The organism is Alteromonas sp. G5_S2_22_S1 (assembly GCF_054968525.1).
In genome coordinates, this window is the sequence record NZ_JBQKUJ010000001.1 from 324,603 (window position 1) to 341,321 (window position 16,719).

Here is a 16,719-nt window from a genome sequence, read left to right on the forward strand (position 1 = left end):
TAGGCGCAGTAGCCGGGGAGTATATGTGAGTACACTACAAGTCATAGCTTTACTGATGTATGGTGCCTTTTTATTGGGTGCTGTAAAGAATATCGACTTTATTCACTTTGCCAAAAATAAGCAGCAACAACATCTTATTTTCGGCACCGCGGCTTCGCTGTTCGTACTTTGGTTATTCAAAGCCGGTATATTTGAAGGCCTAGACGTACATTTCCTCGGTTTATCTGTGCTTACGCTCATGCTCGGCTTTAGATACGCAATTATCGCCGCTTTTATCGCCCTTGTTGGCGCCACCGCTACAGGCTATGGAACATGGCAAAACCTGGGTGTAAACGGTCTATTAGGTACGGTGCTCCCCATCAGCGTTACTTACCTATTTTACATGCTGTCGTTTCACCGCATCCCTCGCCAGTTATTTGTTTACATCTTCATTTGCGCGTTTTTCCCCGCCGCCTTTTCGATAGCGCTAAAAACCTTATCACTCGGCGCCTTTTATTACATGGACGGCATTTATGCATGGGACATTATCTTCGATAACTATATTTTGCTCATTCCGCTACTTGTATTCCCAGAAGCATTACTAAACGGTATGGCGATAACGTTACTCGTTATTTACCAACCCACGTGGGTGTACACGTTTCACGATAAATTCTATCTCGATAACTAAACCCTAGGTCAGTTTTTGCGACTAATGGTTAATAAGGCTTTTGTTATTTTAATCTACTATTAATTGGTAGGTTTAGTGGTAAAAGCCAAATGCAAATAGAAACGTTCGAGATACAATGCGCTAACCCTGCGCATATAAAAGAAGACATCGCTGCGCTTTTTGAAAAAAAGTTGCCTTCACTGGTAATTGGCTACGCTAATGCCTGTCTTCCTTTTCAAGATGTTCAGCACGCCTTAAAGCGAGCGTCTACGCCTTTTCTTGTTTCCAGCTCATGTTTGGGTTCACTACTTTGCGATAGCAAAACTGTTAGTGCAAAGTGAGATCTTGCACTTTTTTGTGTGTTTGACGATGCCGGGGCCTACGGCGTTGGCAGTGCCAACATAGATGAGAACAGTGCATTTAAGGCAGGGGCTAATGCTTTACAACAGGCACTCGTGAATGCCGGGCGCCCTTATGAAAGCCCTGCGCTAATATGGTGTGCGCTGCCGCCGGGGAATGAAGAAAGAATTTTAGAAGGGTTTGCCAGTGTGGTTGGGGATCAGGTCCCTATTTTTGGAGGGTCGATGGCAGACAACACCGTTGAAGGCAATTGGACTACCCTCACCCGTGAAGCGCTAGGCGCACAAACAATAGCAGTGGTTGTTATGTACCCTGCTTCCCCCCCTTGGCTTGAGCTATAGCTCTGGTTACAAACCAACTGATACCGTGTTTAGAGTGTCAAAAGCGTGCGGACGACAACTAAGCGAGCTCGACGGCTCACCCGCCAGCCATATTTATAATCAGGCAACAAACCGTTTAATCGAACAACAACTGCAAGGCGGGCAAATTTTAACGCTTACGTCTTCGGCCCCACTGGGCCGGCCAGTAGCACTAGAAAACGGTGCAACGAGCTATTTACTGTGCCATCCAGATTCTACAGAGGCGAATGGCGCGCTAAACATGTTTTCTGAAGTGGAAGAGAATGAAGATTTAGTGTTGATGGAAGGTAGTATTTCAAGCCTTACCTCTCGCGCCGAGCGAGTCATTAACAATGCCATTATGCTTTTACCCGAAAATCGACAGCCCATAGGCGTGCTTATGATCTATTGTGCGCGTTGCCGGCTTATGATGGGCGACGAAATAGACAATATGCTTTGCTCCCTACAAGAAAAATTTGCATCTCTTCCAATATGCGGCCCCTTTACGTTTGGCGAACAAGGTCGTTTTCTTGACGGCAAAAACAGGCACGGCAATCTCATGATTTCAGCAGTAGTGTTTTCCCAATGAATAAAGATTATGAAAACGTTTTAGAAGAGCTTGCGCTTGTCTATCGGCTGAAACAACAAGCTGAAGCGCACAAAAAAGAAAGCGACGCTTTGTTAGAAGGAACACAGGCGCTGCTAACCGCCGAAGATAAACAAGACTTGTACCATAAAATTTTCAGTGTCTTTAAAGGGCTGTACAATTACGAAGTATGTTTTGTGCTACAAAACGAAGGGCCAAAGCGTATGACTTGCATTAACAGTACCTACGCGCCGCTTCTTAATACCGTTTGGGAAATTGACGAAACCTTATCCCGTGCGGTCAAAAGTACGCCCGTTGCCCTGTTTGATATCAGACAACAACCTATTTGGCAACAACATCTCTCGCTATTTGACACTCAAGTCACCTCTGTACTTTACTGCCCGTTTAACGTGCACCAGCAGCAAGCCGTTATCGTGTTTTGCCATCAGTCGCTTGGCTATTACACACAAGAGTATGTAGACATGGCCAACCGCTACCGCACGTTTACTGAACAAATTGCAATGAGTATGCACGCTAAATTAATGGCTCTTGAAACAGTAAGGCTGAAAGAGGAGAAAGCACAAGTAGAGAAAAGCCTTATCGACTCAGAAAAAATGGCGTCGCTAGGCTTGCTTGCGGCAGGTGTCGCACACGAAATCAATAACCCCATAGCCTTTATCAATAGTAACATCCATTTTCTGCGAAATGTGTTGCCAGCTTTATCTCAAATGCAAAATATTGTGGTTAAACTGTCACAAAGCCAAAGTGATGAAGAACGCGCCCAACTAACTGCAGAAGCCATAGCCTGGCAAACACAGAACAAAATTGATTCATTGAGTGACGAAATTTCAGATATTTGTAGTGAGTCTGAAGACGGGCTTGTTCGAGTCACTGATATCATCACCAGCCTGCGCTCGTTTTCCCATGACGCGGATGTTCAAGACGATGAGACGATAAACGTTAATGACTGCATTGGTCACGCCCTTAGGCTGGTAAATAGTGAACTAAAGCACAGAATAAAAATTCAGCAAAAATTAAACAATGTGCTTCCTGTTAAGGGGAGAACAGGCAAGCTAAACCAAGTCTTGGTTAACCTATTCGTAAATGCAGCGCAATCCATGAACGATGGCGGCACGCTCACAATTACTTCATACAATGATACGACAAACCATAATACAGTTGTGGTTATTAAAGACACGGGTTGCGGAATAGAAAAACATGCCTTACAAAAATTGTTTGAACCTTTCTATACTACAAAGCCCACCGGCAAAGGTACAGGCTTAGGGCTTTATATCTCATTTTCTATTGTTGAAGCCATGGGAGGCACCATTTCGGTAGAAAGCGAAGTAAACGTGGGTACAACTTTTACCTTAGCCTTCCCTGCGAAATTAGCGCATAAAAAAACCGCACAACAGTGCGGTTTCAATACGTCTGGTAATGATACCTAAGCGTTCAATGCTTATTTATCAAATAATATGTCCATAACGTCAGCAAGCTCACCCTTGCCCTCACGAATTTCTTCTTCAGAAAGGCCTGCAATTTCATGCGGGAATACTAACCACTCGTCACTTTCGTTAACGTAATAATCTGGCACAATGTCAGTGGTATTGTTTTGTGGCTTATACCATGGGCACGCAATACGAATATCTTTAGGCATGTTCAAGCGCATTAGCTTGTTAATTTGCTTGATAAGCGCATCAACACTACGGCCAGAATCAAAAACATCATCAACTATCAGTAGCTTGTCGTCTGCGTTGGCGTTTTCAACTAGGTAGTGCAAACCGTGAACACGGATTTCTTTCGATTGCTGGTTAATACCATAGTAAGACGAAGTACGCACTGCAATGTGGTCGGTAGACGTATTCTTAAATTCGAAGAATTCCTGAACCGCGATACCAATTGGAGCACCACCACGCCAAATACCGATAATAAAGTCAGGGCGAAAGCCATCTTCATACACCTTTGCCGCTAAGCGAAAGGAATCCTGTAGAAGCGATTGCGAGGTGATAAAATTCTTGTTCATGACGTCTCACTGGGCGAAATTTAAAAGACCGCGAGTATAGTGAATTTCGCGTCGATTTGCACGGTTAATTCACCCCATTATTCGTTTTGAAGTGCTTGAGATGGGGCTATTTTCATTGCTTTTCGCGCCGGATACACGCTTGCAAGCACGCAAAGAAGCAACGAGAGCAATGCAATACCAGCAATCTGTACAGCGTCCATTTCTACAGGTAAACCGCTTCCATCGGCCGCAAGTGCTAATGGCGAACCAATCAAATCCAAAATGTTATTCAATTGAAGCGTAATAATGACGCCTAAGATAAGGCCTATGCCCGCTCCTTTTATGCCGTTAAACAATCCGTTAAGTACGAAAATCCACATAACAGTTCCAGGTAGCATGCCTTGTGTTTGCAATACGGCAATATCACCTTGCTTTTCAGTTACTACCATCACCAGCGCAGACACAATGTTAAATGCCGCTACCGCTATTATTAGCAGTAGCATAAGCGTCATCATGTTTTTTTCCATCTTCACCGCATCAAATAATGGCCCTTGGCGCTCACGCCACGTTCTAATATTGCTTACAGAGACACCCATCGTATCGGTTAAATGATCAACCACCGCTAAATAGTTAAACGCATCGTTTAAAAACAAACGTAGCGACTGCCCGTTGCCTTTTGGGTCTCGCATCAACCGGTTGACATCTTTTAGGTTCATATACATAACCTTGTCATCCATTTGCGAGCCCATATCGAAGACACCCACGATTGTTACTAGGCGCTGACTCGGCATTCGCCCAAAAGGCGTATACACGCTTGCCCCTGCCACCATTACGCGAAGCCTGTCGCCAACCCTCGCATCAAGTTTTATGGCAAGGGCGCGGCCAATAATGGCAGAAAAACTTCCTTCAACTAAATCGTTAAATCTTCCCTGCTCCATGTGATTTGCCACAAGAGTGTGCTCTAGCATCACGCCGGGCTCGACACCGTGAACTTGAACGCCGCGTAGATCTGAACGTGACTGAACGACTGCTTCAGTTTCTCGATATGCCATGCTTGCTACCACCCCTTTGATGGGTGTCTTGCTAAGCGCGTCTACTGTCATAGCCGATTGAGATTGAGGGCTTACGGTGGGTGTCTTTGTAAGCTTCGAGCTATCGTCTTCAGAAATGGGAGGCTTACTGACTGTTGAGGTGGGTGTCTCTGTAAGCTTTTGGGTTTGTTTGTTTACGATGGGTGTCTTTGTAAGTGTTGCGTCTTTACTTGTTGTCGTGGGTGTCTTCGTAATTTCGGTGGGTGTCTTTGTAATTTCAATGTGCGGCACGATGCCTAAAACACGTTGTTTTAGCTGGCCCTCTAAGCCGTTCATTACCGACACTACGATGATTAATGCCATTAGGCCTAAGGCAATGCCGGCTACCGAGAATCGGTTAATGAACGAGACAAAACTGGTTTGGCTTGATTTGCTAGATTTAGCATAACGATAGGCAATGAATGCAGAAACAGGATAAAACATAGCGCCTTGCTTTTCAGTAATACGGTAATCTGCCTTACATTTGGCTATGCTTATTGAACAAATTATTCAGATAAGTAGCCCAAAGACGAGATGACGGGGTAACCCCAAAATAGTAAAGTGGGTATACTACGTGTAAGCTACTGGCTGCACAAGAATTAGTGGCAGAGGAATGATGTGAGCGAACTTAGCCAAGAACAAAAACAAGCCCAATTCGATGAATACTTCTCAATCGCCTATTGCGTTAACGCCAACGTGCGTCCTCTAGGTGCTAATGAAACCGTACCTGATGAAGATAACCTTGAAGAGTCAATGCCCTATGCCTTTCGCATCGCAAGCGAAATGGCCGCATTGGAAGCCCAGGCTATTCGCCCGCTAAGAAACCTTGGCGATCACGCTGAGACACTCGCCGAATATCTCAATCATCAGTCGAGAAAAATCGACCTAATGATGTCGTTTGTTTTGCACCAGCAAGATGAGCCCGAACACCGCTTCAAAACGGTGAAACTTGGCGGTGGCGGCGTTATTATCGAATCAAAAGACAAACTAGAGGTAGGCACTCAGGCAGAACTTAAGCTTTTCCTAGATGCCGAAGCTGCCGCTATTTTTTGTTACGGTGAAGTAATTACTTGCGAGCAAGTTGAAGATAGTTACCATATTGCTTTTATTTTTAACACGATACGAGAGCAAGATCAGGAGCTTCTGGTTCGCGCAAGCTTGCATATTCAAACCCAGCAGCTGCGAAAACGGTCAAAAGATAAAAAAGCGGGATCCTAATTTGCCCCAATAACAGTATATAAGCCGTAAAAAAACCTCTTGCACTAAAATAAACAGGACGTCATGACAGCCACTTTATTATCGCTACCATTACCTGCGCCTAAAAGAGAAGCCGCTTCACAAGACCACAAGCATTGGGGCCAGCTTCAAGGCAGCAGCGCCGCGCTATGTATCAGTCAAGCACTTAGCCAGTATAAAGGCCCTATTGTACTTATCACCGCCGACACGCCTTCGGCGATGAAGCTTGAAAAAGAAATAGCGTTTTTCTTAAGCGATAATAAGCATAATACGCCCATTACTCTCTTCCCTGACTGGGAAACGCTGCCTTATGACTCATTCTCGCCCCATCAGGATATTGTTTCCCAGCGTTTAGAAACCCTGTTTCGTTTTACTCAGCAAGGCGATGGCATTTTCATTGTTCCTGTTAACACGCTAATGCAGCGTCTAGCGCCCACCGACTATTTGGCTAAGTACTTACTGATGCTAAACAAGGGCGACACGTTAGACAGAGACCAATTCAGACGAAACCTAGAGCAAGCCGGCTACTTACATGTAAGCCAAGTAATGAGCCATAGCGAATTTTCTGTGCGCGGCAGTATTATCGACTTGTTCCCAATGGGAAGCGACCAACCGTTTCGTATCGACTTATTCGACGATGAAATAGACTCTATTCGCTACTTCGATACAGAAACCCAGCGTTCTGGCGAGTCAGTCAATAAAATACGTTTGTTGCCAGCCCGTGAATTCCCTACCGATAAAGAGGCCATTACGCTTTTTCGGCAGCAGTTTTTGGAAAAGTTCGATGCGAACAACGCGTCAGAAAGCGTATTTTCCCAAGTAAGCAAAGGCACAATGCCAAGCGGTGTGGAATACTACCTTCCTCTGTTTTTCAAAAACACCGCAACGCTGTTTGATTACCTGCATCCAAAGAGCCTGCTGCTGCTTCACGGCGATGTACAAGACGCCAGTGAGTTTTTCTGGGCCGACGTACAAGAGCGCTACGAGCAGTATCGATATAATTTAGCGCGCCCCCTGCTTGCGCCTGATGAACTCTTTTTACCTATAAACGAACTGTTTGGCGCAATTAAGCAGTGGCCCCGCGCATCGTTAACCAACGCCGTACTTGAAGAAAAGCCGGGCACCACTAATTTACAGTGCGAAAAGCTTGACGACATTGCCATTAACTCGCAGAAAAAAGTGCCTGCCGAGCGTTTAATTAAAACAGTAAACCACGCCACCGACAACGGGGCTAAAGTACTGTTTTGTGCAGAAACCCAAGGCCGTCGAGAAGGCCTGCTGACGGTGCTTGCTAAAGCCGGCATAAAGCCCACTATCGTAGACAGTTACAGTGATTTCATCGCAAGCCACAACAGTATTGGTATTACGGTTGGCATGGTGGATAACAGCTTCCGCTGGCAAACCGAGGAAGGCGAGCTGCTGTTTATTACTGAAACCGAGCTGCTAGGCCAAAAGGTTAGCCAGCGTCGCCTACGTGATAAAAGAACCGCTACCGATGAAAGCGCCATTATTCGCAACTTGGCCGAGCTTTCTATTGGCCAACCCGTGGTGCATTTAGATCACGGCGTAGGTCGCTATTTAGGGCTACAAACCCTCGACGCGGGTGGCGTAACCACAGAATATCTGTGTATTGAATACGCTAAACAATCGAAATTATATGTACCGGTAGCCTCGCTTCATTTGATTTCTCGCTACACCGGTGGCGATGCAGACAGCGCGCCAGTTAGCGCCTTAGGCTCAGACGCGTGGACGAAAGCGAAGCAAAAGGCGGCTGAAAAAGTACGTGACGTAGCCGCTGAGCTGTTAGACGTATACGCACGCCGCGCGGCGAAACCCGGCTTCGAATACAAGATTAACTGGGACGATTATCAAGCCTTTGCCGATAGTTTTCCCTTTGAAGAAACACCCGACCAAGCCCAAGCTATTGCAGCGGTTATGCATGATATGGGCAGCCCGTCAGCGATGGACCGCCTAGTATGCGGAGACGTGGGCTTTGGTAAAACTGAAGTTGCCATGCGCGCCGCTTTCCTTGCCGCAAATGCAGGTAAACAAGTGGCTATTTTGGTGCCTACAACGCTACTTGCTCAGCAGCATTATGAAAACTTTAAAGACCGCTTCGCAGCCTGGCCGTTCGAAATAGAAGTAATGAGCCGGTTTGTTAGCGGTAAAGCGCAAAAGTCGGTGGTTGAACGTATTGGCGAAGGTAAAGTAGACATTGTCGTGGGAACCCACAAACTGCTTTCTAGCGATATAAAGTACAAAGACTTAGGCCTTGTCATCATAGACGAGGAACACCGCTTCGGTGTTCGCCAAAAAGAAAAACTGAAATCGCTGCGCGCCGATGTTGATATTCTCACGCTTACCGCAACCCCTATTCCACGTACGCTAAACATGGCCCTTTCCGGCATGCGCGACTTGTCGATTATCGCCACCGCCCCTGCCCGTCGTTTGTCTATTAAAACGTTTGTGCAGCAGCGCAATAAAGCGGTTATTCGCGAAGCCATTATGCGTGAAATTTTACGCGGTGGTCAGGTTTACTTCCTTCACAATGAAGTTGAAAGTATTGCACGAACCGTAGAAGAGATTGCCGAAATTGTTCCCGAAGCACGCATTGCAATGGGGCACGGTCAAATGCGCGAGCGCGAGTTAGAAAGCGTGATGAGCGACTTTTATCACCAGCGCTACAACGTGCTTGTGTGTACCACTATTATCGAAACGGGCATTGATGTACCTAGTGCGAACACCATTATTATGGATAGAGCCGACCATTTAGGTTTAGCGCAGCTTCACCAACTGCGCGGGCGTGTGGGCCGTTCACATCACCAAGCTTATGCGTATCTGCTAACGCCGCACCCTAAGCGCATGACAAAAGATGCCGTGAAGCGCTTAGAAGCGATATCTCAGTTAGAAGACCTAGGTGCAGGTTTCGCACTGGCTACTCACGATTTAGAAATACGTGGTGCAGGCGAGCTTTTAGGCGACGACCAATCGGGTCAAATCGCAAGCGTAGGGTTTAGCCTTTACATGGACATGCTTGATAAAGCCGTTAATGCCCTTAAAGACGGCAGAGAGCCGTCGCTAGACGATGCGATGTCTGGCCATACCGAAGTAGAGCTTCGCATTCCTGCCCTATTACCGGAAGATTACATTGCCGATGTAAACACACGCTTATCACTGTATAAGCGCTTGGCGAGCTGTGCGACGCAAGATGACATTGATGAGTTCCAGGTAGAATGTATCGACCGCTTTGGCCTACTGCCAGAGCCGGCGAAGAACTTAATTGAAGTGGCTGAAATTAAACTAAAAGCCCATGCTTTAGGCATTCTAAAAGTAGACTTGTCGGCACAAGGCGGTACCATAGAGTTCAAAGAGAACACGAAGGTCAATCCGGGCTATATTATTAGCCTTGTACAAACCAAGCCGAACACCTTCAAATTTGAAGGCAGCCAAAAACTGCGTTTGGTGAAAAAGACCGACACAGCTAAAGCGCGAATTGCGTTCATTAGCGATATTATTGCCGATTTTGCAAAGGAGTCGCGGTAACATGAAGTTATCTCGCTGGTGCCCGTTAGTTGCCTCGATAGGCGCAATTTTCTTAAATACTGTTTCAACCCCTGCACTTGCCAATGATAATTGGTGGTTTGATGTTGAAGTCATTGCATTTAAGCGCAACGTGGCACTAACAGAACTAGAAGAGCAGTTCTCGCTGGCTGACAACCTATCGGCCCCGCGCGCTCAGGCAGACATCATCAGTGATATTATTTCACCTGATATTAGCTACTTAAAACAGGGCTTAGCGGTTTGTGGGGCAGATACCACGGTAAAGTGGCCGAACGAGGCGTTGTTTAATCTGCCACAAATCGATCTTCCGGCTGCACGCGCTTTCTACAGCAGTACGTTTGATACCGAAGAAAATTTAATGCCTGCTCCGAATGCTGAAACCATCGCGGGCTATTGGGCGTCGTTTTTCGGCGTTAAGCACAGCACTCCCATACAGGTGCCGGAATTCAAGTACTGCGAAGAAGAAAAGCCGTGGCTTAGTGCAGAGTTCACCACCCTTGCCAGCGCAACTGCTGTGGTAAATGACGACATCAGCGACAGTGAGGCCAGTAGCGACGCGCTACAACCCGCTATCGTATGGAAAGCCCATTACCCGGATAACAGAATGCCAGCGCCTGCTGATTTGCCGATTATTGTAGAAGGAAATGACTGGCCGTTAGCGTCAAAAGCGCATTTACTTACCAGTAACGAACAGGCCTTGTCATCGATTTCTCGCCAAATTCGCTCGAATCGCGACCTAGAGCGTTTATTCCACGCTACATGGCGTCAGCCCGTAATGTTTGGGAAAAACAATGCCTTCAAAGTGAGGCTATTCGGTGGTCAAAATTATGCGCAGCAGTACAACCTTTCCGGCGGGATGCGCAAAGATATACAAACTAGCGCGACAGACAATGGGTTAAATGAGAACCCACAATTTGGTTACGATGCCACCGCGTCGCTAACCACAGAAACCGGCACCACTTTTAATACCACTAATACTGCTGCCAATAACGCTCAAATATCTGCCAATGTGCCTAACGCACAAGGCGTGCAAGGTATGCCAGACGCCAGCAAAAGCAGTAACGTAGCGTCGGAATTAGTGGCAGTGCAAGACCTCTTTACCGCGCTAGAGCGCCGATTGGAAAAACCTAAACCCATTGCGTTTAACGCCTTTAAAGCGCTAGATGGGCCGTTAATTGTTGAGCAAGGCGAAGGCGGCGCAGGCGATGGGGCCTTAAGAACGCCTATTTGGGAAATTGACGGTACCATTAAAGTATTCCTTAAATATATTAACCGCGTCCCCTACCTTCACGTTGATAGTGAAATGTTTTACCGACAGCCCGTGCCATTGAGTTACTTTAGCAGCGAATATGGCAGCACAGTGGAAAATACCGCGCCACCTGAATACCGGTTAGTGTCGGTGCCACTTGTAGAGCAACGCCGAATTATTAGTACCCAGCTACATTATTTCGACCACCCTTTATTTGGTTTTGTCGTTCAGGTGCGCCGATACCAGCGCCCTTCCACCGGCAACGACGAGTAACCAATGCCTAGTTAAAAAGGGCCCGGTTAAGATTGGCAGGCTGAAGACACCACATTGGTGGGTTTCTTTTAAGACCGGTAAAGGCTACTCGTTTTAGCCTCGCTTCTAAGAAGCAGCTTTCAAAAAATTAGCTTTAGGTAAGATTTTATGAAAATTTATACTCGTACTGGCGATAAAGGCAGTACGCAAATTTATGCTGACAAAGCCGTTCGCGTTGATAAAGACGACTTAGTTGTGCAAAGTTATGGCGATATGGATGAACTCAATAGTCATATTGGCTTGTTAGTTGCCCATGTACCAGCAACGCATAATTCTCTGCTACACGACATTCAGCGCAGTCTCTTTCAAGCGGGCTTTGCCATTTCAGCAAGTTCTACATTAACCCCCAACGACGTTGAAAAGCTTGAAAGCGCTATCGACTCCCTTACTAGCCAAATGCCGCCCAATACGTCATTTGTCTTGCCAGGCGGAAGCAAAGCCGCAGCACAGGCTCACGTTTGTCGTGCGGTCTGTCGTCGCGCCGAGCGTTCGGTCATTAGCCTTTCAAAACACTACGATGTACCAGAAGTGGTTCACGCCTACTTAAACCGGCTAAGCGACTTTCTGTTCACCTTTGCGCGCTTCTTAAACATAGAAGCCGGCGTAGATGAAGTACCGGTGTAACCGGTACTATCGTTCACTTAACCGCGCAATAAGGGCCGCGGCGCTTTCATACTTATCGTAAAGCCCGGCGGGCATCACTCGCCCATACAGTGCCATCACACGCTCTTGCCTTGCTACGTCACTGTTATTCGGGTTTGAAAAGCGTGCCTCTAAACCATCTAGAATACTCTCCGCGCCTTTCGGGTTGTTGCACGCCAGTACCATATCGCACCCAGCTTCAAGCGCTGCTTCAGCGCGCTCAACATAACTTCCGGCAACGCTTGCACCGTGCATCGACAAATCATCAGAAAACACGGCACCGTAAAAACCTATATCATTTTTCAAAATGGTTTTTAGCCACGTTGAAGAAAAACCAGCCGGCTTGTCACAAACTTGATTATAAATAACGTGGGCGGGCATAACGCCATCTAGCAGCGCACGTTCAATAACGCGTTCAAACACCACCATATCCGTACGGCGTATCTCGTCAAAACCGCGCTCATCCACAGGTAAAGCAATATGAGAATCTGGAGCCACGCTGCCGTGCCCGGGAAAGTGCTTCCCAATAGCAGGCATGTTCACGGTTTTTAGCCCTTGAATAAGCTGTGTAGCAAGGCGAATAACCTCATCAGCATTATTACTAAACGCCCTATCGCCAATAACTTGCGACACACCATTAATATCGAGAACCGGTGCGAAGCTAAAATCGATATCTAGGGTTTTGAGTTCGTAAGCTAACGCTAAACCACACGCTTTTGCATATGCCGCGCTTTCATCCTGATGTTCAGACTGCCGTAAAATATCGCCCATTGCCGGTATCGCGGTAAACCCGTCGCGAAAACGCTGAACGCGACCACCTTCGTGATCCACAGCAATTAGCACGTTATTTTTAGCAAAACGCCGGATATCTTGAACCAAGGCAGATAACTGGCGCTTATCGTGATAGTTTCGGGTAAATAAAATTACGCCCCCAACCACTGGGTGTGCTAACTTTTCCTTTTCTTCAGGCAAGAGTTCTTCGGCCTGACAGTCCAACATTAACGGCCCCACAGCACCACCTTAATATTTGTCATAAAACATCACTTCAAATTTGCAAGTTCTGTGGTTAGGATAGAGAAAAATAGGGAGTTTTACACGTGATAAATTGGATCAAGTGGTTGGTTTTTGGTGTTTTAACGCTGCTTTCAGTTACTGCTATTGCACTTTATATTTCGCTACGCCTAAGCCTGCCCGCTCTTGATGGAAACAGTGCCACTTATCACGTAGACGCGCCTACTGAGCTCAGTCGCGATGATTTAGGCCACGCGATAGTAAAAGCCAACGACATTTTCGACGCCGCCTACGCGCTTGGCTTTGCTCACGCCCAAGACCGTTTCTTTCAAATGGATCTTCAGCGGCGCACAGCTTCAGGCAATTTGTCCCAATGGGTGGGTGACATTGCTCTTGATATAGACGAAAAAGCGCGGTTCCACCAGTTCGAGCAGCGCGCAAAAGCCGTATTTGAAAACTTGCCTGCTAGGCAACAAGAGCTACTAGTACGCTACGCTCACGGCGTGAACGATGCGCTATCTGAATACACCCTGCCGCCGTTTGAATACTTAGCCGCGGGTGTGGACGTGGTGCAGTGGCACCCTACCGACAGCATCCTTGTTATTTACAGCATGTATATGGATTTACAAGGTAGCCAGGTAGAGCTTGACTTAGCCAGAGAAGCATTGCTTTCAACCTTCGGGCAGGACGTATACGGTTTTATTACTCAGCCAAGTAACTATCAGGCGGCCCTTGATGCCAGCGAAATTCCTTTACTCGACGCGCCCATACCGGACTATCCAGCATCTCTTCGTACTACAGCGCCTCAACCAGATGTAGGTACCCCAAAAGAAGACACAGCGATAGCGCGCGCCCATTACAATGCCGCAGAACTACCGGATATTGGCAGTAACAATTGGGCAGTAACAGGTGCACACACGTCAACAGGTGCAGGCCTTTTAGCCAACGATATGCACCTAAGCCTTCGTGTGCCAATAATTTGGTACCGAGCACAGCTTAACTACCAAGACGCGGGTAAAAATGTACAAGTAACGGGCGTATCGCTACCCGGGTTACCCGGCATTGTTGTAGGCACCAACGGGCACATAGCATGGGGCTTTACAAACGCAAATTTAGACAATGTGGACTGGATTGCGCTGGATGACGACACAGCAACAACAACTGTTACTGAACGTATTCCTTTGCCAGATGGTGAACATGAATTTTCCTTCGATATGAGTCAGTTTGGCCCGGTGAGGGAATTGAACGGCAAACGCTACGCCCTAAATTGGGTGGCCCACCACCCTTTCGCCGCTAACTTAGGCATTGTGGACTTTGGTACAGCGAACAGTGTTGATGCCGCGGTTAAAACCGGTAAACGCATAGCCATTCCCACCCAAAACTTAGTCATTGTTGATAAAGACGGCAGCGCGGCTTGGTTACCAGGGGGCGCAGTAATGGCAAGAGAACGCGCTACTTTTACGGCAATTAAAGAAAGTAATACAGCGAACACTCCCCCTCAACGCGCAACTAATTTACCTGAAGTTATTAACCCAAGTATGGGTAGGATCTGGACCGCGAACGCTCGCGTGATATCGGCAGAAGACACGAAAGTGTGGGGTAACGGTGGCTACGCGCTAGGTGCGCGCGGACAGCAAATAAGAGATAGGCTGTTTGAGAAAGACACCTTCAATGAAACCGACTTTTACGCTATTCAGCTAGATAATCATGCGCAGTTTCTTATTCCCTGGCAGCATTTACTGTATGGCCTGTTAAATATGCAAGACATTGAGTTTAAGCCAGACCTTGCCTATTTAAACGCATGGAAAGAATGTGCCTGCGAAGACTCCGTAGGTTATACGCTGGTAAAATACTTTAGGCAGGAAGTGGTGCAAACGCTCTTTGGCGGCTTACTTTCAACGTTAGACAAACAAGGGGTTAACAGCCAAACGCTATTAAGGGGCATAGAGCCCGCCACCTGGCAGTTAATTCACAGCCAGCCAAGCTCTTGGCTACCTGCCGACACTGAAAGCTTCGACGAACTGCTTGTGGATGCCTACCGCCGCGCCAAACATAAACTGCTAGATAAGTATTCGCCAGTTGAAGCCGATATGGAAACGTTAGCATGGGGCAAGGTTAATGCCCTCTCAGTAGAGCACCCCTTCGCGAGTCAAATCCCATTAGTAGGAAGCATGTTAAACATGCAGCAAGTGGAAGGCTTTGGCGATACGTATATGCCCGCAGTGCAAGCGCCTAAATTTGGTGCGTCTGAACGATTTTTTGTAAGCCCTGGCCACCTTGAAGACGCAATCCTCACCTTACCTGGCGGCCAATCGGGCCACCCACTGTCAGATTTTTTTACAGCAGGATTTAACGACTACGCAGTGCATGCAGCAACGCCCTTGTTACCCAGCAAGCCCATACACAGCCGAGTCTTTTATAAGAAAGAAGCCGAATGACACCTGCCATTACATTACTTACGAAAAAGCGTATTGCCCATAAGGTATTGAAGTATGAACACGATGCCAACGCGACATCGTACGGGCTAGAAGCCGTTGAAAAGCTTAACCTTAATGCAGACACCGTATTCAAAACATTAGTGGTTAGTACAGACAGTAATAAGCTTGCGGTTGCTGTGGTACCCGTAAACACCAAGCTAAGCGAAAAGAAAATGGCAAAAGCACTAGGTGTTAAAAAAGTAGAAATGGCGCAGGCCAACGCAGTGATGGTAGCAACAGGCTATGTGCTGGGTGGCGTTAGCCCTTTGGGCCAAAAAAAACGGTTAGCCAGCGTTATTCACAAAAGCGCCGAAGGCCTTGCCATTATGCACGTGAGTGCGGGAAAACGAGGGTTAGAAGTGGCGCTTTCCCCCGCTGATTTAGTAACACTTACCGGTGCTAAGTTTGCGGATATCTCGGTAGGTTAGTTCAGTTAATTTAATATCAACACTGAGCGTATTAGCAACTTAACCAAAAACCAACATCTCAGGCATTTAGTTATGCAACTGCCGTCATTCCAGCGCAGAGTTAAGAATTCAGTGTAAAGACGAGATAGACTAGTCTATAGAGAAAAGCTGCTTATTTGCTCGATTTCGCTAGCCACTGCTTGCGCGCTTCTTGAAGCGCCGCATCATCGGGCTGTTCGCTGCCAGAAATGGCTACAGCAATTTGCTGAATAATTGCATCACGCTTTTCAATCAGAGCATCGGTGCGTGGGAATAAGTCTTTGGCTTCAGGGTATTGGGCTTTTAGCGATTCAACGTCTTCTAAAGCATAATAGCGCGCTTCAAACGCTTCGTTATACAGCTGTCGTTTAGCATTAAATACCACGTAGTCTTTAGCGGCTTCCGAGGCTAAGTAATCCATATCTTCAGGCGATAATTTCGCGGCCTGCCCTACTTCACGGGCTTGCTCCATCCAAGAATCTACTTGTTCAGCGTTGTTATTTTTCACCGCTTGGTTAACGCCTTTCTGCAAATCGCTGGCGTGAAGAATTTCCATTACCGTTATTAATGGCACTTCGGCTGCGTTTTGATCACGTTGGTCGGCATCTAACGACAAGTAAGTAAACCACGAAAAAACGGCGACGATAACAACAGCAAGAACAACAAGTGCTTTCTTCACACTTCCTCCGAAAAAATAGCTTGTGAATATCAGTGCGATTGCACTGCAAAAAAGAGGCAATACAAAAAGAGCGAGAAGCCTCTCGCTCTTTTTCAGTATTGTAA

At 46.9% G+C, this 16,719-nt stretch carries 14 protein-coding genes; 10 read left to right on the top strand and 4 right to left on the bottom strand.

Annotated elements, in window-relative coordinates; genetic code table 11:
* Nucleotides 1–25 precede the first annotated feature (25 nt).
* The 4 genes from ACTRWF_RS01485 to ACTRWF_RS01500 all read left to right on the top strand — a co-directional run bounded on the left by ACTRWF_RS01485 (nucleotide 26) and on the right by ACTRWF_RS01500 (nucleotide 3,378).
* Entirely contained in the window at nucleotides 26–667 is a 642-nt protein-coding gene (locus ACTRWF_RS01485; protein ID WP_020745780.1) for an energy-coupling factor ABC transporter permease, read from the top strand.
* A gap of 338 nt (nucleotides 668–1,005) precedes the next feature.
* Nucleotides 1,006–1,347: an FIST N-terminal domain-containing protein gene (locus ACTRWF_RS01490; RefSeq protein ID WP_462834990.1), complete on the top strand. Its 342-nt coding sequence runs from the start codon at nucleotides 1,006–1,008 to the stop codon at nucleotides 1,345–1,347.
* 34 nt (nucleotides 1,348–1,381) lie between these two features.
* Entirely contained in the window at nucleotides 1,382–1,933 is a 552-nt protein-coding gene (locus ACTRWF_RS01495; protein WP_462834991.1) for an FIST C-terminal domain-containing protein, read from the top strand.
* Nucleotides 1,930–3,378 carry an ATP-binding protein gene (locus tag ACTRWF_RS01500; protein ID WP_462834992.1) on the top strand — a complete coding sequence of 483 codons (1,449 nt, stop codon included), beginning with the start codon at nucleotides 1,930–1,932 and terminating at the stop codon, nucleotides 3,376–3,378. The genes ACTRWF_RS01495 and ACTRWF_RS01500 overlap by 4 nt, the downstream gene beginning before the upstream one ends.
* Before the next feature lie 11 nt (nucleotides 3,379–3,389).
* Here ACTRWF_RS01500 and ACTRWF_RS01505 read toward each other — a convergent pair whose 3' ends face one another.
* Both ACTRWF_RS01505 and ACTRWF_RS01510 read right to left on the bottom strand, forming a co-directional pair.
* Nucleotides 3,390–3,953 carry a phosphoribosyltransferase gene (locus tag ACTRWF_RS01505; protein ID WP_015066922.1) on the bottom strand — a complete coding sequence of 188 codons (564 nt, stop codon included), beginning with the start codon at nucleotides 3,951–3,953 and terminating at the stop codon, nucleotides 3,390–3,392.
* A gap of 77 nt (nucleotides 3,954–4,030) precedes the next feature.
* Entirely contained in the window at nucleotides 4,031–5,446 is a 1,416-nt protein-coding gene (locus ACTRWF_RS01510; protein WP_462834993.1) for an FtsX-like permease family protein, read from the bottom strand.
* Nucleotides 5,447–5,620: 174 nt separating this feature from the next.
* Between ACTRWF_RS01510 and ACTRWF_RS01515 the strand changes: the two genes are divergently transcribed.
* The 4 genes from ACTRWF_RS01515 to ACTRWF_RS01530 all read left to right on the top strand — a co-directional run bounded on the left by ACTRWF_RS01515 (nucleotide 5,621) and on the right by ACTRWF_RS01530 (nucleotide 11,984).
* Nucleotides 5,621–6,220 carry a PilZ domain-containing protein gene (locus tag ACTRWF_RS01515; protein WP_012518137.1) on the top strand — a complete coding sequence of 200 codons (600 nt, stop codon included), beginning with the start codon at nucleotides 5,621–5,623 and terminating at the stop codon, nucleotides 6,218–6,220.
* Between the two features lie 63 nt (nucleotides 6,221–6,283).
* Entirely contained in the window at nucleotides 6,284–9,781 is a 3,498-nt protein-coding gene (gene mfd, locus ACTRWF_RS01520) for a transcription-repair coupling factor (protein WP_462834994.1), read from the top strand.
* Between the two features lies 1 nt (nucleotide 9,782).
* Entirely contained in the window at nucleotides 9,783–11,321 is a 1,539-nt protein-coding gene (locus ACTRWF_RS01525) for a CsiV family protein (protein WP_462834995.1), read from the top strand.
* Between the two features lie 147 nt (nucleotides 11,322–11,468).
* A complete protein-coding gene (locus ACTRWF_RS01530) occupies nucleotides 11,469–11,984 on the top strand; it encodes a cob(I)yrinic acid a,c-diamide adenosyltransferase (RefSeq protein ID WP_287150717.1) in 516 nt (171 codons plus the stop codon).
* 6 nt (nucleotides 11,985–11,990) lie between these two features.
* Here the strand turns inward: ACTRWF_RS01530 and nagZ are convergent, their stop codons facing one another.
* Nucleotides 11,991–13,001: a beta-N-acetylhexosaminidase gene (gene nagZ / locus ACTRWF_RS01535; RefSeq protein ID WP_462835078.1), complete on the bottom strand. Its 1,011-nt coding sequence runs from the start codon at nucleotides 12,999–13,001 to the stop codon at nucleotides 11,991–11,993.
* A gap of 98 nt (nucleotides 13,002–13,099) precedes the next feature.
* On the opposite strand from nagZ, the gene ACTRWF_RS01540 reads away from it, so the two are divergent.
* Both ACTRWF_RS01540 and ybaK read left to right on the top strand, forming a co-directional pair.
* Nucleotides 13,100–15,451, top strand: coding sequence for a penicillin acylase family protein (locus ACTRWF_RS01540; RefSeq protein WP_462834996.1), 2,352 nt, complete (start codon nucleotides 13,100–13,102; stop codon nucleotides 15,449–15,451).
* Nucleotides 15,448–15,918 carry a Cys-tRNA(Pro) deacylase gene (ybaK, locus tag ACTRWF_RS01545; protein ID WP_462834997.1) on the top strand — a complete coding sequence of 157 codons (471 nt, stop codon included), beginning with the start codon at nucleotides 15,448–15,450 and terminating at the stop codon, nucleotides 15,916–15,918. Before ACTRWF_RS01540 ends, ybaK begins: the two co-directional genes overlap by 4 nt.
* 151 nt (nucleotides 15,919–16,069) lie before the next feature.
* Here the strand turns inward: ybaK and ACTRWF_RS01550 are convergent, their stop codons facing one another.
* Nucleotides 16,070–16,615 (bottom strand): hypothetical protein, encoded by a 546-nt coding sequence (locus ACTRWF_RS01550; RefSeq protein WP_462834998.1) that lies wholly within the window; start codon nucleotides 16,613–16,615, stop codon nucleotides 16,070–16,072.
* Between the last annotated feature and the right edge of the window lie 104 nt (nucleotides 16,616–16,719).